Annotated in this window: 24 protein-coding genes, 2 tRNA genes and 1 pseudogene; 12 read left to right on the plus strand and 15 right to left on the minus strand. The window is 49.3% G+C overall.

Annotation, left to right across the window (positions count from 1 at the left end; genetic code table 11):
• Positions 1 to 105: 105 nt before the first annotated feature.
• Both DW350_RS08265 and DW350_RS08270 read right to left on the minus strand, forming a co-directional pair.
• Positions 106 to 426: a heavy metal-binding domain-containing protein gene (locus tag DW350_RS08265; protein WP_115718408.1), complete on the minus strand. Its 321-nt coding sequence runs from the start codon at positions 424 to 426 to the stop codon at positions 106 to 108.
• 17 nt (positions 427 to 443) lie between these two features.
• A complete protein-coding gene (locus tag DW350_RS08270; protein WP_115718409.1) occupies positions 444 to 851 on the minus strand; it encodes a GFA family protein in 408 nt (135 codons plus the stop codon).
• A gap of 69 nt (positions 852 to 920) precedes the next feature.
• Between DW350_RS08270 and DW350_RS08275 the strand changes: the two genes are divergently transcribed.
• Positions 921 to 1,121, plus strand: coding sequence for a YwbE family protein (locus tag DW350_RS08275; protein WP_115718410.1), 201 nt, complete (start codon positions 921 to 923; stop codon positions 1,119 to 1,121).
• Positions 1,122 to 1,131: 10 nt separating this feature from the next.
• Here DW350_RS08275 and DW350_RS08280 read toward each other — a convergent pair whose 3' ends face one another.
• From DW350_RS08280 to DW350_RS19690, 4 genes are all read right to left on the minus strand, one after another.
• Positions 1,132 to 1,419: a hypothetical protein gene (locus DW350_RS08280; RefSeq protein ID WP_152032957.1), complete on the minus strand. Its 288-nt coding sequence runs from the start codon at positions 1,417 to 1,419 to the stop codon at positions 1,132 to 1,134.
• Positions 1,420 to 1,737: 318 nt separating this feature from the next.
• Positions 1,738 to 1,878, minus strand: a complete 141-nt coding sequence (locus DW350_RS19515) for a hypothetical protein (protein WP_192954859.1) — start codon at positions 1,876 to 1,878, stop codon at positions 1,738 to 1,740.
• A gap of 519 nt (positions 1,879 to 2,397) precedes the next feature.
• A complete protein-coding gene (locus DW350_RS08285; protein ID WP_115718412.1) occupies positions 2,398 to 2,907 on the minus strand; it encodes a hypothetical protein in 510 nt (169 codons plus the stop codon).
• Positions 2,908 to 3,007: 100 nt separating this feature from the next.
• Positions 3,008 to 3,136 carry a hypothetical protein gene (locus DW350_RS19690; protein ID WP_264296849.1) on the minus strand — a complete coding sequence of 43 codons (129 nt, stop codon included), beginning with the start codon at positions 3,134 to 3,136 and terminating at the stop codon, positions 3,008 to 3,010.
• Between the two features lie 703 nt (positions 3,137 to 3,839).
• Between DW350_RS19690 and DW350_RS08290 the strand changes: the two genes are divergently transcribed.
• The 5 genes from DW350_RS08290 to DW350_RS08310 all read left to right on the plus strand — a co-directional run bounded on the left by DW350_RS08290 (position 3,840) and on the right by DW350_RS08310 (position 11,471).
• Positions 3,840 to 4,358 carry an IS3 family transposase gene (locus DW350_RS08290; protein WP_115718413.1) on the plus strand — a complete coding sequence of 173 codons (519 nt, stop codon included), beginning with the start codon at positions 3,840 to 3,842 and terminating at the stop codon, positions 4,356 to 4,358.
• Positions 4,359 to 4,467: 109 nt separating this feature from the next.
• The gene (locus DW350_RS08295; protein ID WP_115718414.1) at positions 4,468 to 7,554 is read left to right on the plus strand and encodes a type I restriction endonuclease subunit R; all 3,087 of its coding nucleotides are present in this window, start codon (positions 4,468 to 4,470) and stop codon (positions 7,552 to 7,554) included.
• Positions 7,547 to 8,752, plus strand: coding sequence for a restriction endonuclease subunit S (locus DW350_RS08300; protein ID WP_115718415.1), 1,206 nt, complete (start codon positions 7,547 to 7,549; stop codon positions 8,750 to 8,752). The genes DW350_RS08295 and DW350_RS08300 overlap by 8 nt, the downstream gene beginning before the upstream one ends.
• Positions 8,749 to 9,819 carry an AAA family ATPase gene (locus DW350_RS08305; RefSeq protein WP_115718416.1) on the plus strand — a complete coding sequence of 357 codons (1,071 nt, stop codon included), beginning with the start codon at positions 8,749 to 8,751 and terminating at the stop codon, positions 9,817 to 9,819. The genes DW350_RS08300 and DW350_RS08305 overlap by 4 nt, the downstream gene beginning before the upstream one ends.
• An 11-nt stretch (positions 9,820 to 9,830) precedes the next feature.
• Entirely contained in the window at positions 9,831 to 11,471 is a 1,641-nt protein-coding gene (locus DW350_RS08310) for a type I restriction-modification system subunit M (protein ID WP_115718417.1), read from the plus strand.
• Positions 11,472 to 11,549: 78 nt separating this feature from the next.
• Here DW350_RS08310 and DW350_RS19625 read toward each other — a convergent pair.
• Positions 11,550 to 11,807, minus strand: a pseudogene (locus tag DW350_RS19625) (tyrosine-type recombinase/integrase); the annotation flags it as partial.
• A gap of 74 nt (positions 11,808 to 11,881) precedes the next feature.
• Here DW350_RS19625 and DW350_RS08320 point away from each other — a divergent pair.
• Positions 11,882 to 12,799 (plus strand): IS5 family transposase, encoded by a 918-nt coding sequence (locus DW350_RS08320; protein WP_115718418.1) that lies wholly within the window; start codon positions 11,882 to 11,884, stop codon positions 12,797 to 12,799.
• A 1,010-nt stretch (positions 12,800 to 13,809) separates the two neighbouring features.
• Here the strand turns inward: DW350_RS08320 and DW350_RS08325 are convergent.
• The 3 genes from DW350_RS08325 to DW350_RS08335 all read right to left on the minus strand — a co-directional run bounded on the left by DW350_RS08325 (position 13,810) and on the right by DW350_RS08335 (position 17,732).
• Entirely contained in the window at positions 13,810 to 14,565 is a 756-nt protein-coding gene (locus DW350_RS08325) for a DUF2076 domain-containing protein (protein ID WP_115718419.1), read from the minus strand.
• 237 nt (positions 14,566 to 14,802) lie between these two features.
• Positions 14,803 to 16,734 carry an exoribonuclease II gene (locus tag DW350_RS08330; RefSeq protein ID WP_115718420.1) on the minus strand — a complete coding sequence of 644 codons (1,932 nt, stop codon included), beginning with the start codon at positions 16,732 to 16,734 and terminating at the stop codon, positions 14,803 to 14,805.
• 95 nt (positions 16,735 to 16,829) lie between these two features.
• Complete coding sequence (locus DW350_RS08335) at positions 16,830 to 17,732, minus strand: AraC family transcriptional regulator (RefSeq protein WP_115718421.1); 903 nt, start codon at positions 17,730 to 17,732, stop codon at positions 16,830 to 16,832.
• 118 nt (positions 17,733 to 17,850) lie between these two features.
• Between DW350_RS08335 and DW350_RS08340 the strand changes: the two genes are divergently transcribed.
• Entirely contained in the window at positions 17,851 to 18,735 is an 885-nt protein-coding gene (locus DW350_RS08340) for an SDR family oxidoreductase (RefSeq protein WP_115718422.1), read from the plus strand.
• Between the two features lie 26 nt (positions 18,736 to 18,761).
• Here the strand turns inward: DW350_RS08340 and DW350_RS08345 are convergent, their stop codons facing one another.
• A complete protein-coding gene (locus tag DW350_RS08345; RefSeq protein WP_115718423.1) occupies positions 18,762 to 19,205 on the minus strand; it encodes a DsrE family protein in 444 nt (147 codons plus the stop codon).
• Between the two features lie 10 nt (positions 19,206 to 19,215).
• Positions 19,216 to 20,736 (minus strand): bifunctional GNAT family N-acetyltransferase/carbon-nitrogen hydrolase family protein, encoded by a 1,521-nt coding sequence (locus DW350_RS08350; protein WP_115718424.1) that lies wholly within the window; start codon positions 20,734 to 20,736, stop codon positions 19,216 to 19,218.
• Positions 20,737 to 20,992: 256 nt separating this feature from the next.
• Here DW350_RS08350 and DW350_RS08355 point away from each other — a divergent pair, with 256 nt between their 5' ends.
• From DW350_RS08355 to DW350_RS08370, 4 genes are all read left to right on the plus strand, one after another.
• Positions 20,993 to 21,859 (plus strand): hypothetical protein, encoded by an 867-nt coding sequence (locus DW350_RS08355; RefSeq protein ID WP_115718425.1) that lies wholly within the window; start codon positions 20,993 to 20,995, stop codon positions 21,857 to 21,859.
• 181 nt (positions 21,860 to 22,040) lie between these two features.
• Positions 22,041 to 23,243: a Bcr/CflA family multidrug efflux MFS transporter gene (locus DW350_RS08360; RefSeq protein ID WP_115718426.1), complete on the plus strand. Its 1,203-nt coding sequence runs from the start codon at positions 22,041 to 22,043 to the stop codon at positions 23,241 to 23,243.
• Positions 23,244 to 23,324: 81 nt separating this feature from the next.
• A tRNA-Met gene (locus tag DW350_RS08365) sits at positions 23,325 to 23,401 on the plus strand.
• A gap of 82 nt (positions 23,402 to 23,483) precedes the next feature.
• A tRNA-Met gene (locus DW350_RS08370) sits at positions 23,484 to 23,560 on the plus strand.
• A 137-nt stretch (positions 23,561 to 23,697) separates the two neighbouring features.
• Here the strand turns inward: DW350_RS08370 and DW350_RS08375 are convergent.
• Genes DW350_RS08375 through DW350_RS08385 form a run of 3 tightly spaced genes read right to left on the minus strand, consistent with a single transcriptional unit; the run spans position 23,698 to position 26,221 of the window.
• Positions 23,698 to 24,585, minus strand: a complete 888-nt coding sequence (locus DW350_RS08375) for a metal ABC transporter solute-binding protein, Zn/Mn family (protein WP_115718427.1) — start codon at positions 24,583 to 24,585, stop codon at positions 23,698 to 23,700.
• A gap of 13 nt (positions 24,586 to 24,598) precedes the next feature.
• Positions 24,599 to 25,465 carry a metal ABC transporter permease gene (locus tag DW350_RS08380; RefSeq protein WP_115718428.1) on the minus strand — a complete coding sequence of 289 codons (867 nt, stop codon included), beginning with the start codon at positions 25,463 to 25,465 and terminating at the stop codon, positions 24,599 to 24,601.
• A complete protein-coding gene (locus DW350_RS08385; RefSeq protein WP_336406987.1) occupies positions 25,466 to 26,221 on the minus strand; it encodes a metal ABC transporter ATP-binding protein in 756 nt (251 codons plus the stop codon). It abuts the gene before it with no gap.
• Between the last annotated feature and the right edge of the window lie 177 nt (positions 26,222 to 26,398).

A 26,398-nucleotide genomic window follows, 5' to 3' on the forward strand; every position in this document is an offset into this window, starting at 1 on the left:
CTGCCCCACTGGCGGAAGGTTCCTTGAACTGAGCCCAGCATTCTTCTTCGCCTGCGGGCCGGCTTAAGCGCGGGGAGTTCTCGGCGTCTAGGCATGGCGCCGTTGTTAATCAATGATAACGGCAGTGCCGCTGGCCGACACCATCATCATGCCGTTACCTTGGCCCATGACTTCGTAATCCAAATCCACACCCACAACCGCGTTCGCGCCAAGGGCCGCGGCGCGTTGCTGCATCTCTTCCAAGGCAATTTCCCGCGCTTTTTGCAGCTCCTTTTCGTAGGCGGCAGAGCGGCCCCCCACAAAGTCGCGGATATTAGCAAACAAGTCTTTGAATACATTGGCGCCAAGAATGGCTTCACCGGCAACAACGCCGCAGTACTGATTAATAGGGCGGCCTTCGACAGAAGGGGTGGTGGTAATAAGCATCGCTATCTCCTTGCGTATTAATGGTCGCTATCCGGGCCTGCGTCCGGGTAGCGGGGAAGCGGGTCTTCTATGTGCAACCAGCTTACCTGGCTTTGGCACCAAATATGGTATTGCGGCGCTACGCTGTTAACGTCGTCAAGGCTGGCGAGGGTGACATCGAGGGTGGTGGCGCTGTTAGATTTTCTAAAAACCAACTGGGTGCCACAGTGGGGGCAAAATTCGCGCTGATAATGCGGGCTGGAACGGTAGATTTTGACTTGCCCTTGCTGATAACGAAAGCCGCTAACGGCCACCGTCAGCCAGGCAACCACCGGTGCACCACTGGCACCTTGGCAAAGCTTGCAGTGGCAAAAACCGGCATCTAGGGGTTCTTCATCAATAAGGTAGCGAACATGGCCGCATAAGCAGCCGCCTTGGCGGTCCATAAAAGCATCCTGCCTTTTTAGTGACTGCCATTACAATGGCCGCTGTTTGCGAAAATAACGAGCGAAATTATGAGCGGTAACATTCGAGCCAACATCAAAATTGGCGCCAAGGTTTCTATTGTCCTGAAACAAGACCAGGGCACCGGCGCATTAACAGAGGGGGTGGTAGCGCGCATTCTGACCAACTCTGCCAACCATCCCCACGGCATTAAGGTGCGCTTGGAAGACGGCCAGGTGGGCCGGGTGAAGGTTATTCATAGCGAAGGTTAACCACTCGCCTTTACCAGAACCGCCACCAAGGCTTTTTCGCTAAAACCGGGGCTGCGGTGGGCGCTTGGCGAGATGCGGGTGGGGTTTCGGGGGGCAATAACGTTTTGTCGTTATCTGCGCTGACATCAACCAAGCCAACCCCATATCTAACGGCCAGTTGCCGCATCAGCGGGTAAGCGTTTTCTAGCTCAGACCAAGAAAATGCCGAGTAAGTTAGCTGGCGGCCAACCCTGCGCCCGGTAACGTTAGGGGCCTTTGCATCGAGCGGCCCATGCATTGGCAAAAAGTGCTTTGTCATCTCTAAACCAAGACGGTAACGCCGCCGTTGAGCGGCATTAAAAGTATAGTCATGCTGCTGTAACGGCAAGGCTTTTGGCTGGACGACACCATGACCGCCCCTATTTCAATGTTCTCCCTTTGCTCAGAGGGAATGCTGTTATCTGAAGGGCAGGTATGTTTGACATCAACAATCAGCAGCTAAGGGGAGTGCGACAGCAGCACTTTCAGGCCATCAGCGCTGCAATTAAGGCGCTTCATGGGAGGCGATTTTTCACTTTAAATACGGGGTAAAGCTAATGGCTAAAGGAATATTGAAGTAGATACCCGTATTATTTATCTACTTATTCTCTTCTGAGGGAAGCTTTGACTTATTGAGCATAGCAATGCCTGAAAACAGCCCCCAAAAGAAAATACCGATACAGGCAAGAAAAATACCCACCCCAACCGGCGAGCCCCAACTGAACCAATCAATGTGCATTTTTGCTCTCCTTTTCCCGTCGATGGGTAATAAACCTTTTGGGGCTTTCGGTAAACAAGCGCAGGCATGTTTCCGGCTGAGTAATGGCCTCTCTTTTTATGTAAAAGCCTACCACCTAAGGCAGACAGTCGGCCATCGATAAAAGACGCGTGTCCCTGTTATTTTTAATGCATTTGTTATATGTAATTGGCGCCAAACTACGTTGTGATTTTTTCAATCGCCAGCCACAAAAGGACAATAATTAACAAAATGATGGGTGATGCTCGTAAGAGCAAAGCAAAGCTGTAAACGTTTTCTTTGAAATCATGAGAATTACTGTCTTTATTAACGTAATTCGTTGAAGGTGAGTCGCATTGCTTACAGTACATTGCAGTATCAACGTTATCAGTTTTGCAATTAATACAGTTCCACATATGGGTCTCGGTATATATAATGCCTCAAATACCGGCATGGTGAAGTTGGCGGCATTTTGGGAACTAAAAAGATGACAGCTTTGCCACGTCCGAGTGCTTTGACTTGTTAACTGCCGAACTCCTCAACCCACTCTTGGTGCTGCTCAATAAAGTTTTTCCAGTAATATTTTTCACCAGAAATCTCCTGCAATCTGCCTTTAATTTCAGCAAGCTCCTTAGGATCAGTGATTGTATTTCCATCTGGATCTATTTGTGCGAAATCCTGTTTACTAATGCCATTTAGATAGGAAAGTACTTCAAGGAAAGAAGACAACGAGGTAGATACTAACTCCGCACTCCATTCGCCCACGCCATGCATAGCCGTATAAACTGGTAGCGATGGTTCATTTGTATCTACGAAGAAAGGATCTCCGACTTCTATATCGGTTCCGATAACAACCCAATTCTTTTGCCAATCACCCTCATTTGGCCCACTTAGATCACTACCATCTGGATGCACACTGTAACCTAATTGAAGGTCACTGATGCTAGCTTCATCCGCGATGCTAAACCCATTGGCGCCAAAGAAAACCTTTTTTAGGTTTTTATATTTTATGGCTTCCATAATTTCATGCATAGAAATCTCCTAAAGCGGTTAATAGTTTTATTAGCCAGTGAGCTTATTATCATCACCTTGGAAAAGTACTCAGAAGATGGGGTCCCGTATTATTTCGTTCTTAGCGGTTGGTAAGATGATGCTCTATGGCAACAATGGCTGCCGCTAGGCCACCAATCAATAACAACACCAAGGCATAGAAAATACCTTTTAAACTTACCGTTATGGCGCCAAAGCTGTTCACTTGCATACTTATACCTTGCCCAAAAGCAGGTGGCTTCGTTACCTTTTGATTTTGTTGGAATATAAAAGTGGGTGTCCCACGTTATTTTGGTGTTCGGCGTGGTTTGATAGTTGGTTTAGATGCCGGTTAGCGCACCGGCGGGCGCGATACTTTCTTGCTTGGCCAAGAAAGTATCCAAAGAAGGCCCCCCCGGCGTTACGCGGTGTCTTTCCCTCTGGTCACTTGCCGCTGACCGCTTCACACGCGTTCCGGACGCGTCTTCCACTCTCTCAGCATCCATGCTTCGAGCCAGCTCCCACTCCTGTCAGTAAGGCGCTTCACTTAAAGTGGTACTAATAACAGGTAGCTTCGTTACCTTTTGATTTTATTGGAATATAAAAGTGGGTGTCCCACGTTATTTTGGTGTTCGGCGTGGTTTGATAGTTGGTTTAGATGCCGGTTCGCGCACCGGCGGGCGCGATACTTTCTTGCTTGGCCAAGAAAGTATCCAAAGAAGGCCCCCCCGGCGTTACGCGGTGTCTTTCCCTCTGTTCACTTGCCGCTGACCGCTCCACACGCGTTCCGGACGCGTCTTCCACTCTCTCAGCATCCATGCCTCGAGTCAGCTCCCGTGCCCGGCGGTAAAGCGCTCCACTTAAAGGGGCCCCAAAAGCAGGTGGCTTCGTTACCTTTTGATTTTGTTGGAATATAAAAGTGGGTGTCCCACGTTATGTACCATTATCGTTTGGACATGCCAAAACCCAGCGGCCCTAATCAGCAGTGGTCAAGCGATGTCACCTACATCCGTTTTGATCGCCGCCATGTGTTTTTAGCGGTTATCGTGGACCTGTGGTCACGAAAAATCATCGGCTGGGCGCTGCATGAGAAACTCAAAGCCGAACTGAGCACGGTCGCGCTTTATAAAGCCATCAAGCAACGAAAACCGAGGCCTGGATTGATACTGCACACCGACAGAGGCGTTGAATTCCGGGCCAAGGCCATGCAGCAATGGCTGAATCGATATGGCATTCGCCACAGCATGAACCGCCCAGGGCAATGCACGGATAATGCCGAAGTAGAATCGTTCTTTAAGACGCTGAAAGCCGAACTGATACACGACAATCACTTCGGCACGGTGGCGTCACTGCGCCAACAAGTGGGCCATTACATCCAGCATTTTTACAACAAGGTGCGGCTACACAGTAGCCTCGATTACGTATCACCGATACAGTACGAGCAAGCCGCTTAATAACAACTGCGTGTCCGTTTTATCGGGTGAACATCAGGTACAATGCTAAACCGTCGAGACAAGTCGTTGTAATGACGTATTTATTCATTTATGTATTTGGTAGCTAAAAATGATAACGAAAGAAGCACAAATTGAACAAGCGCTCATAGATAAGCTGGGTGATCTGAAGTATTCATACCGTAAAGATATCCGAACAGATCGAGCCTTGAAGCAGAACTTTCGTGAAAAATTTGAGGCGTTAAACTTTGTAAGCCTTACTGACAATGAGTTTGAGCGCTTGTATCAAGACATCATTACGGCTGATGTCTTTGAAGCTGCTAAAACGCTGCGTGAACGCGGCTACTTTCAGCGTGAGGATGGTACACCGCTGCATTATACCTTAGTGAATATCAAAGACTGGTGTAAAAATGAGTTTGAAGTAATCAACCAATTGAGCATGAACACGGATGAAAGCAATCACCGTTACGATGTGATCTTGTTGATCAATGGTGTGCCTACGGTACAGATTGAGCTGAAGGCTTACGACATTGTGACTCGTCGCGCTATGGAACAAATCGTTGATTACAAAAACGATATTGGCAATGGCTACACCAATACGCTGATGTGCTTCATTCAAATGTTTATTGTCAGTAATGAACACCATACTTATTATTTTGCTAACAACCGTAGTGAGCATTTTAGCTTCAATGCTGATGAGCGCTTTTTACCTGTTTATCAACTAGCTAATGAGAATAACCGTAAAATCTCGCACTTACATAACTTTGCCGATGCCTTCTTAGCGAAGTGTACTCTTGGACAGATGATCAGTCGCTATATGGTTCTGGTTCAATCGGAACAAAAGCTTCTGGTTATGCGTCCGTATCAAGTCTATGCGGTGGAAGCTATTGTTGACTGTATCCATGAAGGGCGAGGAAATGGCTATATCTGGCATACAACAGGATCAGGCAAAACCCTAACTTCTTTTAAAGCGTCAACGTTACTTAAAGATAATCCTGATATTGAAAAGTGCTTGTTCGTGGTCGACAGAAAAGACTTGGATCGTCAAACCCGAGAAGAATTTAATAAGTTTCAAGACGGCTGTGTGGAAGAGAACACCAATACAGAAACGTTAGTTCGTCGTATGTTGTCAGAAGACTATGCTGACAAAGTCATCGTTACAACGATCCAGAAACTCGGCTTAGCACTAGATGAAAACAGCAAGCGCAATCAGAGTAAACTGAAAGAGGGTAAGAAAACTTTCAAAGAGCGGCTAGAGCCATTGCGAGATAAGCGTATTGTTTTTATCTTTGATGAATGTCACCGCTCTCAGTTTGGTGAAAACCATAAAGCGATTAAAGAGTTTTTCCCTAAGGCACAATTGTTTGGCTTTACGGGTACTCCTATATTCGAGAAAAACTCAACGTATACTCAAATTGATGGCAATGTGGGTTCCTTTAAAACCACAGAGAGTATCTTTGAGCAAGAGCTACACCACTATACGATTACTCATGCAATTGAAGACAAGAACGTTCTGAGCTTCCATATTGACTTTTTTGGCAAACATTCTGCGAGTAAACAGCTAGCAGACGCTAGCAATGATGAAGCTGAAGCCACGGTGACAAGAGTTACACCTCCACCACGTGCTGTCGTTCAAGAGATATTAGAGAAGCATGATGCTGTGACGAATCACCGCCGATTCAATGCCATTCTAGCAACAGCTTCTATTAACCATGCGATTGAATACTTTGAAGAGTTTAAAAGCCAGCAAGAGCTTAAAGCATCAGAATCTGAAGACTATGTTCCGTTAAATATTGCTTGCGTGTTTTCGCCACCAGCTCAGCTTAGTGATAAGGACAAAGAAGATTCAGATTTAAATACACTCGTTCGAAATGTGAAAGATATCCAGCAATTACAGGAAGATCTACCACAAGAAAAAGCCGATAACGAAGTTGAGCCTGAGCGAAAGAAGCAAGCACTAATCGGTATTATTAATAGCTACAACCAGCAGTATTCAACGAATCATACTATTAATGAGTTTGACCTTTATTACCAAGACGTTCAGCAGCGGATTAAAGATCAGCAATATGACAATGCTGATTATCCACATGAAAACAAGATCGATATTGTCATCGTGGTTGACATGTTATTAACAGGTTTTGACTCCAAATACCTGAACACTTTATACGTGGATAAGAACCTAAAACACCATGGTCTTATACAAGCATTTTCACGTACTAACCGTGTATTGAATGATAGTAAGCCTTGGGGAAATATTTTAGATTTCCGAGGTCAAGAAAAAGAAGTCAATGAAGCGATTAAACTTTTTTCTGGTAAAAAAGAAGAAGGTGCTGAACAGATTTGGCTGGTAGATCCTGCACCTGTTGTCGTTGAAAAATATAAAGCAGCGGTCGATAAACTAGAAGCCTTTATGCAGAGGCAAGGTTTAGCATGTGAGCCTTCAGAGGTGACTAATCTTCAAGGTGATGCGCAAAGAGCTTCTTTTATTAATCGCTTTAAAGAAGTACAAAAATTTAAGAACCAGCTAGAGCAGTACACAGAGCTGGATGACGAACAGAAAGCTCAGGTTGCAGCGACATTACCAATTGATACCTTACGTGGCTTTAAAGGAGCGTATTTAGAAACAGCCAAAGACTTAAAACGCAAGCTAGACACGAATAAAGGTACGGGAGATTTTCCTGAAGAAGTCGAACAGCTAGAGTTTGAGTTTGTGTTGTTTGCATCCGCTTTAATCGATTATGACTACATCATGGGATTAATTGCTAAATCGACTCAGGGAACAAGTAAGCAAAGCATGACTCGTCAGCAACTCATCGATTTAATCTGCTCGCAAGCGAATTTGATGTCTGAGCGCGATGAGCTGATTGCTTATATTCATAGTTTACCTTCTGGTGAGGCATTAGATGTGTCACAAATTCATGCAGGCTACCAAGCATTTAAAATGAAAAAGGCTACCAATGAACTCAATGACATGGCTATAAAGCACGGTTTAGCTACAGAGAGTTTACAGGCGTTTGTTGATGGAATTATGGGACGAATGATTTTCGATGGTGAGAAGCTGGGGGATCTGTTAGAGCCACTAGATCTTGGCTGGAAAGAACGTACGAAGAAAGAGTTAGCATTAATGGAAGATTTGGTTCCTTATCTACATAAACTAGCGCAAGGGCGTGAAATATCCGGGTTAGCAGCTTATGAGTAAGATTGAGTATCCAACTTTAGTACCTGAACTAAGGTTCCCTGAATTTGTAGAACAAGATGGATGGAAGCCTAAGATATTGGAAGAAGTCTGTGATCTGCAAGCTGGAAAATTTGTTAAAGCTGCCAATATCAAGAGTGAAAAGGACGATAGTTTTTATCCTTGTTATGGTGGTAACGGTTTACGTGGTTTCACTGAATCATTTACACATAATGGCAACTATTCTCTTATAGGTCGCCAAGGTGCGCTGTGCGGAAACATTAATTTTGTATCTGGAAAATTTCATGCGACCGAGCATGCTGTAGTCGTGGAACCCAAGGAAGGAGTTGATAACTCATGGCTTTATTACGAATTATGTAGGTTAAATTTAAATCGGTTTGCGACAGGACAAGCTCAACCGGGGCTATCTGTAGATAATTTGTATAGAGTTGATACACATGTCCCTCTAGTAGAAAAAGAACAGCAAAAAATAGCTGATTGTCTTGTCTCGATAGATGGTTTGATTACAACAAATACGAAAAAATCAGATTCATTAAAATTACACAAAAAAGGCTTGATGCAGAAACTCTTTCCAGAAGAGGGAAAAAGGGTGCCTGAATTGAGGTTTAGTGATTTTGAGGGCGATTGGAAACCTGCATCGATAGCTAAAATGGGGATGGTAGTCACAGGGAGTACTCCAAGTACTTCGCATAGAGAATACTATGGTGGTGAGCACTTATTTGTTTCACCCGCAGATATTTCTGAAAATAGATTTATTGAAACAACAAAATCAACACTTACAACAGAGGGGATTCGTAAATCAAGAGTAGTGCAAAGTGGTAGTGTTCTTTTTGTTTGTATTGGTTCAACAATAGGAAAGACCGCTCAAATTAAATACGGCTGTGCTACAAACCAACAAATAAATGCCATAACTGCTTTTCCAGGATATGATGATGATTTTTTATATTATTTGTTAAGCTTCCATTCGCTAACTATATCTGAGCTAGCAGGAAAGCAAGCTGTGCCTATTATCAATAAAGCTACTTTTTCCAAGGTCGTATTGATGGTTCCTGAAGAAAAAGAACAAAAAAGAATAGCAGATATATTGTCTTCTATTGATGAGTTGATAAGCGCACTAAATAAAAAGATAGAAGCTCTTAAAGCTCATAAAAAAGGCTTGGTGCAACGTATATTTCCTTATTTAGAGAGAGTTAGTGAATGAACTTAACGGAAGTTGTAAATAAAATAAGCGAAATGAAGGAAGCGATCGTTCTTATTTATGCTTTTAATGGGACTGGTAAAACTCAGTTGTCAGTGGCTTATAAAAATGTAACCAAAGAAAAAAATGAGGGTCAACACGCTGGAGTTTATTATAATGCCTATAGTGAAGATTTATTTCACTGGGATAATGATGAAGATAATGATGGGCTTAATGTTAAACTCTCATTATTACCAAGCAACCTTAATCAGTTTCATAGTTTTATTTCTGATGACCCTCAAGTTATTGAGAGTAAGTTGGCGTTATATAATGCTCGATTTAAGTTTGAATTTAATTTGTTCGAAGATATTGAAAAAGGCATTGAGTCTATAAGTTTCTATACTTTAGATGATGAAGATAAGAATAACCCTATAAAAATTTCTAGAGGAGAAGAAAGTATTTTTATATGGTGTTTTTATCTGGCGTTGCTTGATGTTGATGGCTGGGCTGATGAACAGGATGCTCATCTTTTTATTGATGATCCTGTATCTAGTTTAGATGAGAATAACATATTTATTACGGCAGATACTATTTTTGATCAAATAGAATCTCACTATGAAAAGAAAAAAATAATAATAACCACTCACCATATAGGCTTTTTTTCTATTTTAGCTAATCGTTTGTTTAATGGTGAAAAGAGTGGGCGTTACAGAAACTTGACGACATGTCGAGTATTAAAGCGTTCAGGTGGTGATATAGTGTTGGAGGAAACAAAAAGAAATGTTTTTCTTTATCATTTACACTTACTCCAAGTTCTTAATGAAGCTATAAATGAGCAACTTTATACCTATCATTTTGCGTTACTTAGGCAGCTTTTGGAGAATATTTCGTCATTTCAGGGAAGTGGTAGTTCGGGGCGAGTTCTCGGAAAGTTAGGATTTGAAGGTGTTGAATCATTAATGGAGCTTGTTAATACACACTCACACAAAACACCATATTATTATCAGACTGAAATGATGAATGAGACTGAACAGTCTGATTTCAAAATGATATTCAATAAGTTGATTGAAATGTATCATTTCAAATTTTAAGCGGGAAAGTTATGACTCAAGAACAATTAAACAAGTTAGGTAAAACTCTGTGGGATATCGCGGACACTTTGCGTGGTGCGATGAATGCTGATGATTTTCGTGACTATATGCTTTCTTTCCTATTTTTACGTTACTTATCTGATAACTTTGAAGCGGCAGCTAAGAAAGAGTTAGGAAAAGACTACCTTGATTTACCTAAAGATGTTCTTAGGGATTTAAAAATGTCTAACCCTTTGGAAGTGTGGTATGACGAAAACCCTGATGACGTCTCGTTTTTTGAAACGCAAATGCGCCGTAAATTGCATTACATTATTAAGCCTGAGCATCTTTGGTCAAGTATCGCTGAAATGGCTAGGCTTCAAGATGATGAATTACTCAAAACGCTAGAGGAAGGGTTTAACTACATTGAAAATGAAAGCTTCAATAGCAGCTTTCAAGGCTTGTTCTCCGAGATCAATTTGAATTCAGAGAAGTTAGGAAAAAAGCCATCAGATCGTAATGCAAAGCTATGTACTATTATCCAAAAGGTTTCTGAAGGTATTGCTCAGTTCTCGACTGATACTGATATTTTAGGCGATGCTTACGAATACCTCATTGGTGAGTTTGCTGCCAACGGTGGTAAGAAAGCAGGGGAGTTTTATACACCGCAACCAATATCAACCATTCTTTCGGAAATTGTCACATTAGACAGCCAAGAACCCAAGACGGGTAAAAAGAAGAATTTTAACAGAGTTTTGGACTTTACTTGTGGTTCTGGTTCTTTGCTATTGAATGTGCGTAAACATATCACTTCTGCTGGTGGTAGCATTGGTAAGATTTACGGACAAGAAAAAAATATCACCACCTATAACTTAGCTCGCATGAACATGTTGCTTCATGGAGTAAAAGATACTGAATTTGATATTTTCCATGGGGATACACTATTAAATGATTGGGATCTACTGAATGAAAAGAACCCAGCGAAAAAGCTTAAGTTCGATGCTGTTGTTGCTAACCCTCCATTTAGTTATCGATGGGAGTCAGATAGAGCTGAGTTTAAAGAAGATTTTCGTTTCAAAAATCACGGTATAGCTCCTAAATCTGCTGCTGATTTTGCTTTTCTTTTACATGGTTTCCACTTTTTAAGTGATGAAGGCACGATGGCTATTATCCTGCCACATGGTGTCTTGTTTAGAGGTGGAGTGGAACAACGCATACGCAGCAAGCTATTAAAAGATGGGCACGTTGATACTGTTATCGGTTTACCTTCTAATCTGTTTTTCTCAACGGGTATCCCTGTTTGTATTCTCGTGCTAAAAAAATGTAAGAAGTACGACGATGTTTTGTTTATCAATGCTAGTGATGAAGAGAACTTCGAAAAGGGTAAACGCCAGAATAAGCTTCGCCCAGAAGACATTCAAAAGATAGTCGATACCTATAGATTTAGAGATCAAGAGGAACGCTATTCTCGCCGAGTTTCAATGGAAGAGATCGAGAAGAATGACTTCAACTTGAATATTTCAAGATATGTAAGTACGGCTAAAGCTGAAGCTAAGGTGGATTTACAAGCAGAGCATAAGAAGCTCGTTGATATTGAAAAAGATATTAATGAAGCTTTAGACAAACATAATAGCTTCCTCAAAGAGCTTGGTTTGCCTCCGTTACCTAGATAGCAATAGTTTGCAATCTGTTACAGGCTGCATACACAAATAAGTGGTGCAGCCTTTATTATTTATCTTTTTGGGTTAAATTTAGATAACTTTCAACTGTTTAGCCCCCGTTACAGAGAGGCTGCCTTTGGCTGCCTCTTCTATATGTCCGCTCCACCAGCTCATCATTGGTCGGCGGCGTTCTAGGTAATCAGTTCGGTTATAGGCACTACGCACTTGGTTATCATCAACGTGGGCTAGTGATGCCTCTATTAAGTCACGGTCAAAGCCTTGTTCGTTGAGTGTGGTACTCGCTAGCGAGCGTAGACCGTGGCTAACTAATCTTCCTGCAAAACCGGCGTTGTTTCCCAAATCCACTGAACCATTCTATTTGACCGTGATCCGATCCCCGACGTATCGCAGGGGAGCAACTCATGGGCAAGGCCAAACATCCAATCCGTAACTGGGCTGAGTACAACCGCGCTTTGATCAACCGGGCTTCACTGTACTTTTGGATGGATAAGACCGCCATCACCAACTGGTATTGCTCCCAGCACCACGGCAAGCGGGGTCGGGGCTTTGAGTACAGTGACACCGCCATCGAAACCGCCTTGATGCTCAAAGCGCTGTTCAAACTGTCCTTGCGGGCCTTGGAAGGCTTTATCAATTCCTTGTTTCAGTTGATGAAACTGCCGCTGACCTCTCCCAGTTACAGCTGCATCAGCAAGCGCGCCAAGACGGTCAATGTCCACTACCGTCTGCCAAGCAAAGGGGCTGTGGCCCACTTGGTTATCGACGCCACTGGCCTAAAAGTCTTTGGCGAAGGCGAGTGGAAACAACGCAAGTACGGTAAGGAACAACGTCGGGTGTGGCGTAAGCTGCACTTGGCGGTGGACGCCAAAACCCATGAAGCGATTGGTGCCGAAGTGAGCCTGGAAAACGTCGGTGACAGCGAAGTTTTCCCCACCTTACTTAGCCCGTTACGCCGCCGACTCGAGCAGGTCAGTGCCGATGGGGCTTATGACAGCAAAGCCTGCCACCGACTCCTACAAAAGAAAGGTGCCAAAGCCAGTATTCCACCCCGTAAAACGGCAGGTTACTGGGAGGAAGGGCATCCTAGAAACGAAGCGGTAATGGCTCTCAAGGCCGGGCAACTGGCGGAGTGGAAAAGGGAAAGCGGTTATCACCAACGGTCAAAAGCGGAAACGGCGATGTCGCGATACAAGCAGCTCATCAGCGCGAAACTCAGCCTGCGCAGTTACAACGGACAGGTTGCCGAGGCCCTGGCAGGGGTGAAAGTGATGAACAAAATGCTGACCTTAGGCATGCCTGAACGCTTGCCTGTCAGCTAAGGGCAGCCAGCCCTTTAGGGGACTGCGGTTCCTTGTTGGATTTAGGAAACAACGCCCTGTATATATAAACAGCACCGTAAAGGGTGTCCCTTTTAAACATTCACAAAATCTCAACGAAGCCACCCGCTCTTTTGCCCGTTAAGTGCAGCGCTTTGCTTACGCGAGTGAAGGGGCAGCTGAGACATGGATGCGAAGGGGCCGCCTAGGTGCAGGTGAATACGTGTCTGGACACGCGTATGAACCGGAGAACCGAGAACGACCAGAAGCAAAGACAACGCGACAAATTTGCCAGGAGCAAATTTGAATATCGGCGCTTGCGACGATTACCCGTTAGGGCGAGGACCATGGATGGTCTGAGTAAACATGGGCAGTGTTTTTGGTTGGGCAGCCCCGCTGACTTTTGGCGACAAAATTGCCGGGAGTAATTTTGAATATCGTCGCTTGCGACGATAGCCCGCTAGGGCGAGGACCATGGATGGTCCGAGTAAACAAAAGTAGGGCGCCCGCCGGTGCGCGAACCGGCATATAGAATAACCCTCAAGGAAAAATGAACGCAATAAAATCAGAGGCCTATACGCATTATTCTATGAACCAACACCCACGCTACCGCCCGTGGAATCAGGTTATCCAAAGTCCCTTTCTCGTCTTGAGTTGTTCGTCCCTGGTGGTTCCTACCACCAGGGACGTGCTGTGTTACTCGGGCTATCCTTACCCTCGTCGTTACACTCCGACGTTCAAATCTTTTCCCGAAAGATTTGTCGCGTAATGCTGATAGCGTCGTTGTTATCTTTTCGTGCCAAACCGCCTGTGGCTTGCAGCCAAGCGGCGAATGTTTAATGGCTTGATGCGCCTAACATTAACGAATGGGCAAAAAACTGTCAGTAACATGAACAACATAACCTGTTGAAACCTTGAGGTAAACCACCATTAATTGGCTCCGCACCACAAAATGGCCATAAAAAAAGGCAGCCAAAGGGCTGCCTGAAAGGTTGGGAAAAGCAAAGCAAAGGTTAGAAAAAACTATCGTCGTCGAAGCCGCCTCCAAAATCGTCAAAGCCCCCACCGTTATCAAAGCCATCGAAGCCTTGATTTTGGTCGAAACCGGCGTCTTGGTAGCGCAGGTTGTCGTCGTCCATGCTGTTATCAAAGCTGGAGTCGGCGAAGTTGTCGTTGCCCATATCGTTATTGGCAAAATCGTTTTGGCCCATGTCGCCGTTAAAGCCGTTATCCATGGGGCGATCGTCAATGATATTGACGATTTCGGTGGGTTGGTGATGGCTGAACATGTTCATCAGCATGTCGCCAATAACCACACCACCGGCCACGCCGGCGGCGGTTTGCAGCGCGCCGCCTAAAAAGCTGTTACCGCGGCCCCAGCCGCTAGCGGCCATTGCCTGTGGTTGCGGCTGGCTGTAGGCGTTATTGCCGGGCTGCGGCCCTTGTGAGGCTTGGCCCCAGCCACTTTGGCTATGGGTGGGCTGCGCCTTGGCACTACCGCCACCAAAGAGGCCAGCTAAAAAGCCGCCGGAGCTGGGTTGTTGCTGCTCGGCTTGTTGTTTCAGTTGTTCAACTTCGGCTTGCAGCCGTTTTAAGGCTGCCTCTTGCATGATGATGGTTTGGGCCATGTAGTAGGGCGCAGAAGGTTGTTCGACAAGATGTTTATTAATACGGGATTCTGCGTCCGCGTCGCGAGAGCCGCTTTTTTGTTCGGCTTCCTTGATGCGACTGAATAGGTTATCTATCAAGCGATTAGCGTCATTGTCCATACTGCTTTCCTCGACAATGTGAAGTGTCGTCATTATGACGTGTGAGCGCGCTTAGGGTTCAGTCTTTAAATGCAACAAGCTGTGTCAGCGTAACCTGGTTTGGCTTGAGTTAAGTTTCAGCCAGTGCTTGGTAAAGAGGTGGGGGGAGTGAGGGCGTATTTCAAGCCAAGGGGCTGGGATGACGATTTGTTGCCATAAAAAAAGCCGGCACAGGGCCGGCCTTTTTGTGACCCGGTGTTACTTGGCGGGCTTTGCCACCAGTGAACGGGTTTCTTCGTTGGCTTCAATCAGCTGCACCTTGATGATGTCAGCCAATTTGTAGTTCTCTTCGCCTTTGATCAGTACGGTACCGGCTTCAAAGTTGACGTCGAGTTCGTCTTTTACGTCGTGAATTTGCGACGCGGGAATAAAGGCCACGGCGCCGTTATCAACCAAACGCACCTTCATGCCACCACGGTTTACGTCAATCACCTCAGCGTCGAACTGGGTGTCGTTACCGGCATGGGGTTTTAACCAGCGCACATACAGCCAGTCGCCCATGTCGCGTTCGGCCAGGCGGTTAAGGCGGCGATGCTCAGACAGGTGCTCGGCCAGCTTTTCTTCCGGTTTGGCAACCGGCGTACCTTGTAAAATGGCTTTGATGATGCGGTGGTTAACCATATCGCCGTATTTACGAATAGGGCTGGTCCAGGTGGCGTAGGCAGTAAGGCCCAGGCCGTAGTGGGGGCCAGCTTCCAAGGTGATGGCGGCAAAGCTTTGGAAGCGGCGCAGGCGGCCGTCTAAAAATTGCTTTTTGTTGCCGTCCAGCCAGCGGCGCATGGCGCTGTAACCTTCCAGGGTATGTACCTGGTCGATATCTACCGGCACGTCATGCTGGGCCAACAGCGCTTTGGCGTCTTCGAGCTTTTCATCTTCAAAGCCGTTGTGGACGTTGTAAACACCAATACCACCGTGGCGGCGCAGGTATTCACCACAGGCCACGTTGGCGGCGATCATCGCTTCTTCAACAATGCGGTTAGCAATGCGGCGTTCTTCACGGTGCACTGTGACCACGTTGCCGTTTTCGTCCAGTTCGAAGCGGTAATCGGGGCGGTCGCCAAATACCAGGGCGTGGGCTTGACGCCAGGCGGTGCGTGCTTCGGTGAAATCGCGCAGCAGCTTAATGGTGGCGGCTTCGTCGTCGTCATTGGGCTGCCACTCGCCAACGCCTTCGAGCCAGTCGGAAACGTTGTTGTATACCAGCTTGTGGCGAGACTCTATCCAGGCTGGGGTAAATTCGGTGTCGTCACCCAAGGTGCCGTCGTCGGCCACAAACAGACGGGCAACCAGGGCAGGGCGCTTTTCACCGGCTTTAAGGGAGCACAGGTCGTCAGACAGCACTTCTGGCAGCATGGTGATGTTTTTGCCCGGCAAGTATACGGTAAAGGCGCGCAGTTCGGCGGCTTTATCAAGGTCAGAGCCTGCTTCGACATAAGCGGTAGGGTCGGCAATGGCCACCCACAGCTGATAACCACCTTCGACCTTTTCAAGCCAGATGGCATCGTCCATATCCTGGGTAGAGGCGGCATCGATGGTGGCAAAGGGAATATGGGTGAGATCCTGGCGCTCAAGGCCGTCAGCCAGGGTCAGCTCGCCATCAAAGGTCGGGGCGGTTTTTTGCAGGTTATGGCGGGCCAGGGTGACATTCCAGGGCGCAAAGCCGTCGTCACTGCCGGCAATTTTTTCGACGATATCGGCGCTAAAGCCCATGTCGCCTTTAAGAGGGTGGCGTTTAAGTTCGGCTACAACCCAGTCGCCCGGGGCAAAATCGGCCTTGAGACCCTTTTTAGGACGGCAGCGAATGCGGTCTTTAATCACCGGGTGGTCCGGCACCACATAAAGGCGGTCGTCACGCTGCTGGATACGGCCAACAAAGCGGGTCAGGGAAGGTTCGAGCAGTTCTTCAGGTTCTGCCACTTCCTTGTCTTTCTCGCTGCGCACAATGGCTTTGACACGGTCGCCATGAATGACTTTCTTCATGTAGGGCGGCGGAATGAAAAAGGACTCTTTACCGTCTACATCCAGAAAGCCAAAACCTTTGTCGGAAGCCTTGATATTGCCTTCCACGGTTTTCAAATTTTCGCGGATCTCGGCCTTAAGCTGGGCCAACAGCGGGTTGTCTTTGAACATCGAACTTGCTCTGTAGGTGAGCCGGCAAAAAGGGGCCGGTAAAAAACCCGGTCACTATACGAAAAGGGCCCTAATAAGGCAAAGAAAAGGGCCCGCTAACGGGCCGTAAATTGCCGGGGCGAACAGCCCATGGTGCGTTTGAAAGCGGTGCTAAAGGCACTTTCTGAGGCGTAGCCAAGGGCTAGGGCAATGCTCGACACCGGCTCGCGGCTATGGCGCAAGCGGTCACCAGCCAGCAACATCCGCCAGCGGGTAAGGTATTCCATGGGGCTGGCGCCAACGGCGGTTTTAAATTTTAGGGCGAAAGTCGAGCGAGACATGGCCGCTTCACTGGCAAGCTCGGCTAAGGTCCAGGGTTTAGCTGGGGCTTGGTGGATGGCATTAATGGCCGTTCTAAGCTGCTTGTCGGCCAGCGCAAAAAACCAGCCCACCCGGCGCTGGCTGACATTGTCTAAATGCCTGCGCAAGGCTTCCAGCAAAATCATGTGCGCTTGGTGATGCAGCATCAGGTAGCCGCCGGGCTGGGGGGTGGTTAGCTCCTGGATCATTTTTTCCATCGCCCAGCGCAAGGTGCCGCCGTCAGCCTCTTTGGGGATATGAATAATGGCCGGTAGCTGCGGCTGCAACAGGTCGGCATGGGGCTTTTCAAGGTTAAAGCGGCAACTGACCGATAAAAACTCACCGCCACCGGCGACAGTGGTAACCCAGTCTGTTTTGTATTGGCTAAAAATGTCGCTGGCAGCGGTGGCTGGCAATGCTAAGTCTGAGCCCATGCGAAATGGTGGGCCACTGGGTAATAAAAAGGCTTCGCCGGCGTTAATTTGTATCGGCTTTTCGCCTTCCACTGCCAGCCAGCACTGGCCTTTGACCACCGCACAGCATTTGATGGCCCCCAGTTGGTCAGGAAAGGCAATGTGCCAAGGGCCAGCCAGGTCAAAGGCGCCCGACAAGTAGCTTTGCGGTTTGAGCAAACTCAGCACTTCAGATAGCGGATCCATATTGGCTCGGACGTTCGATAAAGTAATGCGGACTATAAGGTATAGAAAGTCCGAGTGCCAACCGGTAGCGTGAAGCTTCTGCCGTTATCGGCCTTTTATGCTGAGTGAGGGAAGGAATATGCGCGTATTTGTAACGGGTGCCAGCGGTTTTGTTGGCAGTGCTGTGGTTGCTGCCTTGTTGGCCAAAGGCCATCAGGTATTGGGGTTGGCGCGGTCAGCGCAATCGGCCGAAAAACTCGCTGCCGCCGGCGCCGAAGTGCTGCTGGGCGACCTTAGCGACAGTGCTTGCCTGATGGCGGGCGCCAGCCAGTGCGACGGTGTTATTCACACCGGCTTTAACCACGACTTTTCAAAGTTTGTTGAAAACTGCGAAATGGACCGCCAGGCCATTGTGGCAATGGCTGAGGCGATGGCAGGCAGCAACAAACCGCTGCTGGTAACCTCGGGGGTAGGGGTGCTGGGCGGCCTTGGCCGCACCATTTTGGAAAGCGACCGGGCCAGTGACAACTTTCCGCGAAAATCAGAGCAAGCCGCAGACGAGGCCTTGAACATGGGTGTAAAAGCCATGGTTATTCGCTTGGCGCCCTCTACCCACGGCGAAGGCGACCACGGTTTTGTGCCCATTTTAATTAGCCTGGCGCGGGAAAAGGGCTTTGCCGGTTATGTGGGCGATGGCGGCAACCGCTGGTGTGGGGTGCACCGTTTAGACGCCGCCGATTTGTTCGTACTGGCGTTAGAAAAGGGCGAGGCCGGTGCCCGCTACCACGCTGTGGCTGAAAGCGAAGTCGCCATGAAGGCCATCGCCGGGCAAATTGCCAAGGGGTTAGGGCTTGAAGCCAAGGGCCTTGACGTTGAGGCTGCAAGGGAATATTTCACCTGGTTTGAGCACTTTGCCAGCTTTGATGCACCTTCTTCTAACCGCTGGACCTGCCAGCAGCTGGGGTGGCAACCCACGCGCCTTGGCCTGCTTGATGACATTGCCAAACCCTACTATTACCGCTAACAAAAAGGCCGCATGCGCGGCCTTTTTTAGGGAATTAAGCTGTAGCCTTGCTGCTGCAGTAGCGTCAGGGCTGTCATGGCCGAAAAGGCAATGGCAATGCCGGGGCGCAGTTCCTGGCGGCGAAAGCCTTTGGCTTGCATCGCTTGGTCGCAAACATGGATTTGCACCTTGGCTTTTAGCAGCGCGGCGATAAGGTCGCCGCTGGCATTCGCTTGCTGAAAATGGCTTTGGTGGGCGTCGTCGGTTAAGGCGTAGCGAATGGCATCGCCCCTTAATACCACGGCCACTTTTACCGCCACCTCGGCCCGGGCATGCATATTGATAAAGCGCGCCACCGCGTCCAGTTTCGGCGCTGCTTGAATATCAAACACCGCTTTAAGCTGCAGGCCGGGCGGCAGCGGTTCGCCGTCGCGAAGGTCAAACACCGGGCCAAAATCGGCCAATACCGGGCCGGGGTAGGGGGAAGACATACTGCGTCCTTTATTTATGTACGGTCAGGGTGAACAGATCGCGGCGGCGGTCTTTTAAGTTGTGCACCGAACCTTCATTACGTACCACCTTCAGCTTGTCTAAATCGAGGTCTGAAAACAGGATCATCTCGGTATTAGGGGTGGCTTCGGCCAGCACGGCATCGTGGGGGAAGGCAAAGTCAGACGGGCTAAATACCGCCGACTGTGCGTACTGCACATCCAAGCTTTCCACCTGCGGCAAGTTACCTACCGAGCCGCAAATGGCCACGTAACATTCGTTTTCAATGGCGCGGGCCTGGGCGCAGTGGCGCACGCGCAGGTAAGCGTTTTTGGTGTCGGTCCAGAACGGCACAAACAGAATATCCATGCCTTGGTCGGCCAGAATGCGGCCAAGCTCCGGAAACTCCACGTCGTAGCACACCAAAATACCGACTTTACCGGCGTCGGTATCAAAGGTACGCACCTTGTGGCCACCTTCTATAACCCAGTCGCGGCGCTCGTGAGGGGTGATATGCAGCTTGTACTGCACTTCGGTGGAGCCGTCACGGCGGCAAAGGTAAGCCACATTAAACAGCTCATCCCCGTCCATCAGTGGCATGGAGCCGGTAATGATGTTGATGTTGTAGCTCACCGCCATTTGTGACAGTTGCTGGCGAAAATGCTCGGTAAAACTGGCCAGGTAGCGAATGGCCTCTTGCTGATGCGAGGTGTTGGCAAGGCCCATCAAGGGGGCGTTGAAAAATTCCGGGAATACCACGAAATCGGATTTGTAATCAGACACCGCATCCACAAAGTACTCCACCTGCTTGAGCACTTCTTCGGCGCTGTGAAATGCGCGCATTTGCCACTGCACCGCACCAATGCGCACCTGGCGTTTTTGGCTGAAGTTGCTTTCTTCCGGGTCAAACAAAATGTTGGACCATTCCAGCAAGGTGGCGTAGCCCTGGGATTTTTTATCTTCCGGCAGGTATTGGCGCAGTAACCGTTTTACCTGAAAGTCGTTGGCCAGCTGAAAACTTAAAATGGGGTCGTAAATGGCCTTTCTGTCTACCTGCTCGATGTACTGCGACGGCGTGAGTTCGTCGGCGTGGTGGTAGTAATTAACGATACGGCCACCGGCCAAAATCGCCCGTAGGTTGAGGTTTCTACAAAGCTCTTTACGGGCTTCATAAAGACGGCGCCCCAAACGGTAACCGCGGTAGGCTGGGTCGATGAACACGTCCAGGCCATAAAGGGCATCACCTTCGCCGTCGTGGGCGATGGTCATGCGGTTGGTAATAAGGTCATCGTAGGTATGAGGGTTGGAAAACCGCTTGTAGTCCACCTTCACCGTTAACGCCACGGCGATCAGCTGCCCTTGGTCCTCAATACAAATTTGCCCGTCGGGAAACTGGCCAATCAGGGTGTCGATGGTGTGCTTGGGCCAAGAGCCACCGATGTCGTTATAGACCACATCCATCAGTTGTTTGAGTTGGGGAAAATCGGCTTTGGTGAGTTCGCGGACTTTTAAGATCGGTTCTTCGGTGCTCATTGGTTACTCTCTATTGCACTGGCTTTTCTACGCTACTCCAAAAAAATGCCCTTGTCATAAGGGGCACTCAGTTGGTTTTGGTTTATTTCAGTAATGGCTTTAGCAATAAGCCGCCTAAGGAGTTTGGTTCAAAATCATTGGCTTGCCACTGTTTAAGGGCAGGGCAAATTGTTTTATGAACCAAACTTAAATGACCTTCTGGTGTTGTCACCGCTCGGATACGTTGTTGTTAGCCCCCAATACAGCTAAAGAAACAATGAAAAAAACCTTGCTAGCCAGTCTATTGGCGTTAGGGGCGCTGTTTGTATCCGGTTGTGATCCCAGCGCCAAGGTGCGCTCGCAACCCGATGCGCCCAAGCAAACCGTTGCTACGCCACCGCCGCCGCTGGAATCACCGGAAACCGTTGATGCCCATACCCTGGGCCAGCACCTGACCGCCAAACAACAAGCGCTGCTGCTGACCTTACTCAAAGCGCCACTGCGTTATACGCCTGGCCGCTATAGTCAGTTCATTGTGCCCGCGGGCAACGGCAGCTTTCCGCTGCTGGTGGGGGCAAAAACCGGCAAGCCCCTGGTGTCGGCGGGTGTTAGCGCCGATGGCCGGCGTTACTTGGCCTTTGGCACTGTGCCGACCAGCGCTGAATTTGCTGCCTTTTCGGTTAACTTAAAACGCTTAACCGCATGGCTATTGGCCGGCCGCACGGCCTTGGCCGAGCACCGCCGCTATGCAGTAGCGCTGGCGTATTTAGGCCATCAGCAAGACAAGGTTGCCCATTGGTTTGCCGTTAATCTGCCCGAGGTTGAGGTTGTTAAATGCCAGCAGGCAACGCTGAAAGCCTGCCTTAATGGCGCCAGTTTGGCGGTGATAGGGGCACAGGGAAGCCTAATAGATGCCCGCACGTTGGTGGAAACCCTTGACCAGAATGCCCAGCTTCCAGTGCTGTATTTTCACACCCCTTTTTGGAAGGAAAGCCAGTTTGCCAGCCTGGTGCTCAATGCCCTGGCACTGCGGCAAGGCGAAACCGACGGCAACTATTGGGCGCAAGATGCCGCTAACTGGCCCACGGTGCATCACATGATGCGCACCGAACTTCGCCGCAACAACATGATGGTTAGCCGCTAACCGCTATTTTGTTGTTCAGTGTAATTGGTTATTTTCCTGTTCGTCCGCTGGCTGCTTAACTAAGCAGTATGACCATTGCGACGGCGGCCAATTGTGCTGCGACAACGGGCCTTCGCCGTTACGTTAAATGCCCAAGGGCTATGGCAGAATAGCCCGCCTTTTTGCATCTCCCGGAGAAGCTGTGTCTCGCGTCCCCTTCAGCTTGATTGTCACCCTTGGCCTGGTGGCCATGCTGACACCCTTTGCTATCGATATGTACTTGCCGAGTTTACCGCGTATTGCCCGGGATCTTGGCGTCGCGCCTGGGGCAGTGCAGGGCACGGTGTCGGCCTATGTGGCGGGCTTTGCCATTGGCCAGCTTTTTCTTGGCCCCCTGGCCGACAGCGTTGGTCGTAAACCGGTGTTGCTGTGGGGCACCCTGGTTTTTGCGTTACTTGGGCCGCTTTGCGCCCTGACCTCTGACATTAAGATGCTGCAATTGCTGCGGGTAGCCCAGGGCTGCGCCGGTGCAGCGGCGGCGGTGGTGATTTATGCCCTGCTGCGCGACTTGGTGGAGGACCGCAACCAACTGGCCAAACTGTTTTCCACCATTACCCTGGTGGTGACCTTGGCGCCGCTATTGGCGCCAATGCTGGGGGGCTGGCTGCTAAGTCTTGGCAATTGGCATTTGATTTTCTGGGTACTGGGCGCGGTTGGGCTGTTGGCCTGCCTGTTGGTGAAAATCAAAATCCCCGAAACCCTGACCGAAAAAAGCCCGCTACAGGTGGGCAAGGTTTTTCATAACTATCGGCGTTTGTTGAAAGATCCTGCCATCGTTGGCTTGGTGTGCTGCTCTGGGTTGTCCTTTAGCGGCCTGATGGCGTTTTTAACCGCCGGCTCCTTTGTTTATATCCAAGTCTACGGCGTCAAAGACACGCATTTTGGCTATTACTTTGGCCTGAATGTGTTGTCGCTGATGCTACTGACCTTTATTAATGGCCGTTTGGTGACCCGCTGGGGCGCCGAGCGCTTATTGATGCTGGCGCTGGCGGTGCAAGGGGTTGCCGCCTGTTGTGCGGTACTGACGGTGTTATTGCACTGGCCCTTTGCCGTGCTGGTGGCCAGTGTGATGACCTATGTCGGCTGTTTGTCGATGGTTGGCTCCAACGTCATGGCCCTAGTGCTGGAGCAGGTGCCGAAGATGGCGGGCACTGCCTCGTCGCTGGCTGGCTGTACCCGTTTTGGTGTGGGTGCTATTGCCGGTTGGACGGTGGCAGCCATTACCGGCCATGACGCTGTGGTGATGACAGCAGCCATGCTAATTTGCGCCGTATTGGCGCTGGTATTTATCCGTTTTGTTTACCATCCGCATCGGCGCCACCAGACATTAACTGCGCAGGAATAATACGCTTTGCCTGCTTTATAGGCAGTCGCGCCAAAGGTGCTTGCAACGGCTAAAAAAAGCCGTATAGTGTGCCTCCACAGACGCGGGATGGAGCAGTCTGGTAGCTCGTCGGGCTCATAACCCGAAGGTCGTTGGTTCAAATCCAGCTCCCGCAACCAGTTGAAAGTTAGTGCTTTTTTAAAGGGCTAACAGCAAGAAGACAACGCAAGGCACGACACCAGAGCCAAGCTATAATATTGACGCGGGATGGAGCAGTCTGGTAGCTCGTCGGGCTCATAACCCGAAGGTCGTTGGTTCAAATCCGGCTCCCGCAACCACCTTGAAAAAGCCGACTTTTTAGTCGGCTTTTTGTTTTTGTCTACCAGCTGCGCGGGCCTGGTAGCGATGTAAAGCAAACATTGCCGCGCCGCATAATCAAAACCCAGCTTTAAGCTGGGTTTTGATGTTTAGGGCCTTAGCTTTTACGGATGGCCGCAACAATTTGCTGGGTGTTATAGCGCATCATTTGCAAATAGGTGGGGGCTGGGCCATTTGCGCCGGATAATGACTCGGGGTAGAGCTCGCCGCCAGGGCGGGCGCCGGTGGCATTGGCAATCTGTTTTACCAGGCGGCTGTTGTTCGAGTTTTCAATGAAATAAACCTTCACGCCTTGGCGCTTTATTTGCTGTATCAGCGCCGCCACATCAGCGGCTGAGGCCTCGGTTTCGGTTGAAATACCCAGTGGCGACAAAAATTGCACGCCGTATTCTTGGCCGTAATAACCAAACGCATCGTGACTGGTCAGTACCTTGCGCTTTAATGCCGGCAGGGCCTCGATTTGTCTCTTAATTTGTTTATTCAGGGCCTGCAGCTTTTGCCGGTAGCGGTTGGCGCTGGCGGTAATGTCTTTGCTGTCAGCTGGGTCGGCCTTGAGTAGGACCGCTTCAATGTTATCTACCCAAATCAATACATTGGCGGCACTGTTCCAAACGTGAGGGTCGGTTACCGTTTTACCGGCTTCAACGAACTGGTGGGTGTTAATGCCTTTGGATACCACCACCGGCGGTTTTTCGGCGCCGGAAGCCTTGGCCAGCCGCGAAAACCAGGTTTCAAGACCTTCACCACTAATAAAGGTAATGGCGGCATTTTTTATGGCTTTGGCATCTTCAGGGGTGGGTTCGTAGTCGTGGGGGTCGCCATTGGCGGGCACCAGGCTTTTAACCGCAACGTGCTGGCCGCCCACTTCTTTTACCACGTCGGCCAATACCGTAAAGCTGGCAACCACCTGCATAACCTTGGCCTGCACCGTGGCGGTGGCGAACAGTGGCAATAAGCAGGCGAGGGCAAATAGATGTTTTTTCATAACAAAACCTTTATTAAAAAGCTCGGCGTTTGAGGAGGCGCTTTACACCACTGGACGGACTTAGCAGCAGTGACAGGCTGTAAATCACACTGGCCGTTAAAATGATGGTGGGCCCGGAGGCAAAACCCAGGTGGTAGGACAGCAACAGGCCAACGAAACCGCTGACTGCCGCCGAAACGGTAGCGATGGCGAAAATAGCCGGTAACGTGCGCGCCCATAATTGGGCAATGGCGGCGGGCAGCATCATCAGGCCTACCGCCATTAAGGTGCCAAGGGTTTGAAAGCCGGCCACTAAATTGAGCACCAGCAGCAACAGAAACAGAAAGTGGTAAAAGGGCCCCTTGCCGCCAACCGCACGTAAAAAACCGGGATCAAAGCATTCTGCTACCAGTGGCCGGTAGATCAGTGCCAGCACCACCAAGGTAAAGCTGGCAATGGCGCCAACCAAATACAGGGCATGGGCATCAATAGCCAAAATGGTGCCAAAAAGAATGTGCAGCAGATCGATATTCGACCCGCGCAGCGAGACGATAAGTACCCCAAGAGCAAGAGAGGTCAGGTAAAAGGTGGCGAAGCTGGCATCTTCCTTAAGTGAGGTGGTGCGGGTAACTAAACCCGATAATAGCGCCACCGCCAGCCCGGCAACCAAGCCACCTAACCCCATGGCCAGCAACGACAGTTTGCCAGCGATTAAAAAGCCGATAGCCGCGCCAGGCAGCACCGCATGGCTCATCGAGTCGCCCACCAGGCTCATGCGCCGCTGCATTAACAGAACCCCCATCGGCCCGGAGCCTAACCCCAAGGCAATGGCGGCAACAAGCGCACGGCGCATAAAGCCAAAGTCGGCAAAGGGCTCAACCACGTAGCTATAAAAACTCATCTACGCGGCGCCTTCTAGATTACTGGCTAAGGCGCGGGCCCGATGCAAATTGCGATAGTTCAGCACGGCTGGGGTTGGGCCCCAGGCAATTAGCTCCCTTGCCATTAGCAGGGTTTGGGGAAAGTGTTCGCGTATCTGCTCAAGGTCATGGAGTACGGCAATGATGGTGCGGCCTTGTTGATGCCATTGGTGAACCAGTGCCAACAGATCTTGAGTGGTGCGCTCATCAATGGCGGTAAAGGGCTCGTCTAACACAATGACCTTGGCATCTTGTAGCAGCAGTCTGGCGAACAAGACCCGCTGAAATTGTCCGGCCGAAAGGCTGCCGACAGTGCGCTTGGCCATACCGTCCAGACCGACCGTTTTTAGCGCCAGCTCGGCGTTTTGAGCCATTTGGGCTGACACGCCACCAAAAACGCCGGTTTGATGCCAAAGCCCTAACAGCAAACTGTCGGCAACGGTCAGCGGAAATTGGCGGTTAATGTCGGCGGCCTGTGGCAAATACCCCAAGTCACGGCGTTTAAGGTGGCCCCGGCTGACGTGGCCTTGGCTGGGGGACAACTCGCCCATTAAGGCTTTGAGCAGTGTCGATTTACCGGCGCCGTTAGGGCCTGCAATGGCGGTTAAGCTGCCAGCGGCAAAGGTGCCTGAAATATTCAATAAGGCGGGCTGCTGCTGGTAATAAATGCTGAGCTTATCAAGGGTAATGGCGGCTAGGCTCATGGCAGTGATACCGCCCAAAAAATGGCGAGCCACAATAGGGCCAGTAGTGCAGCAACCCAAAGCAGCCGCTGGTAAGCGGGCCTTGCTATTACTGCCGAGCGAAAGGTGTTTTGGTTGCGCATAGCCAAAGATGGCCCCAACGAGATACGTGAGGTTGTTATATTATAACAAATAGAGGTGGTATCCCAAGGGCCCGTTAGCTATTGGTGG

The organism is Gallaecimonas mangrovi, from assembly GCF_003367375.1.
Lineage (GTDB): Bacteria > Pseudomonadota > Gammaproteobacteria > Enterobacterales > Gallaecimonadaceae > Gallaecimonas > Gallaecimonas mangrovi.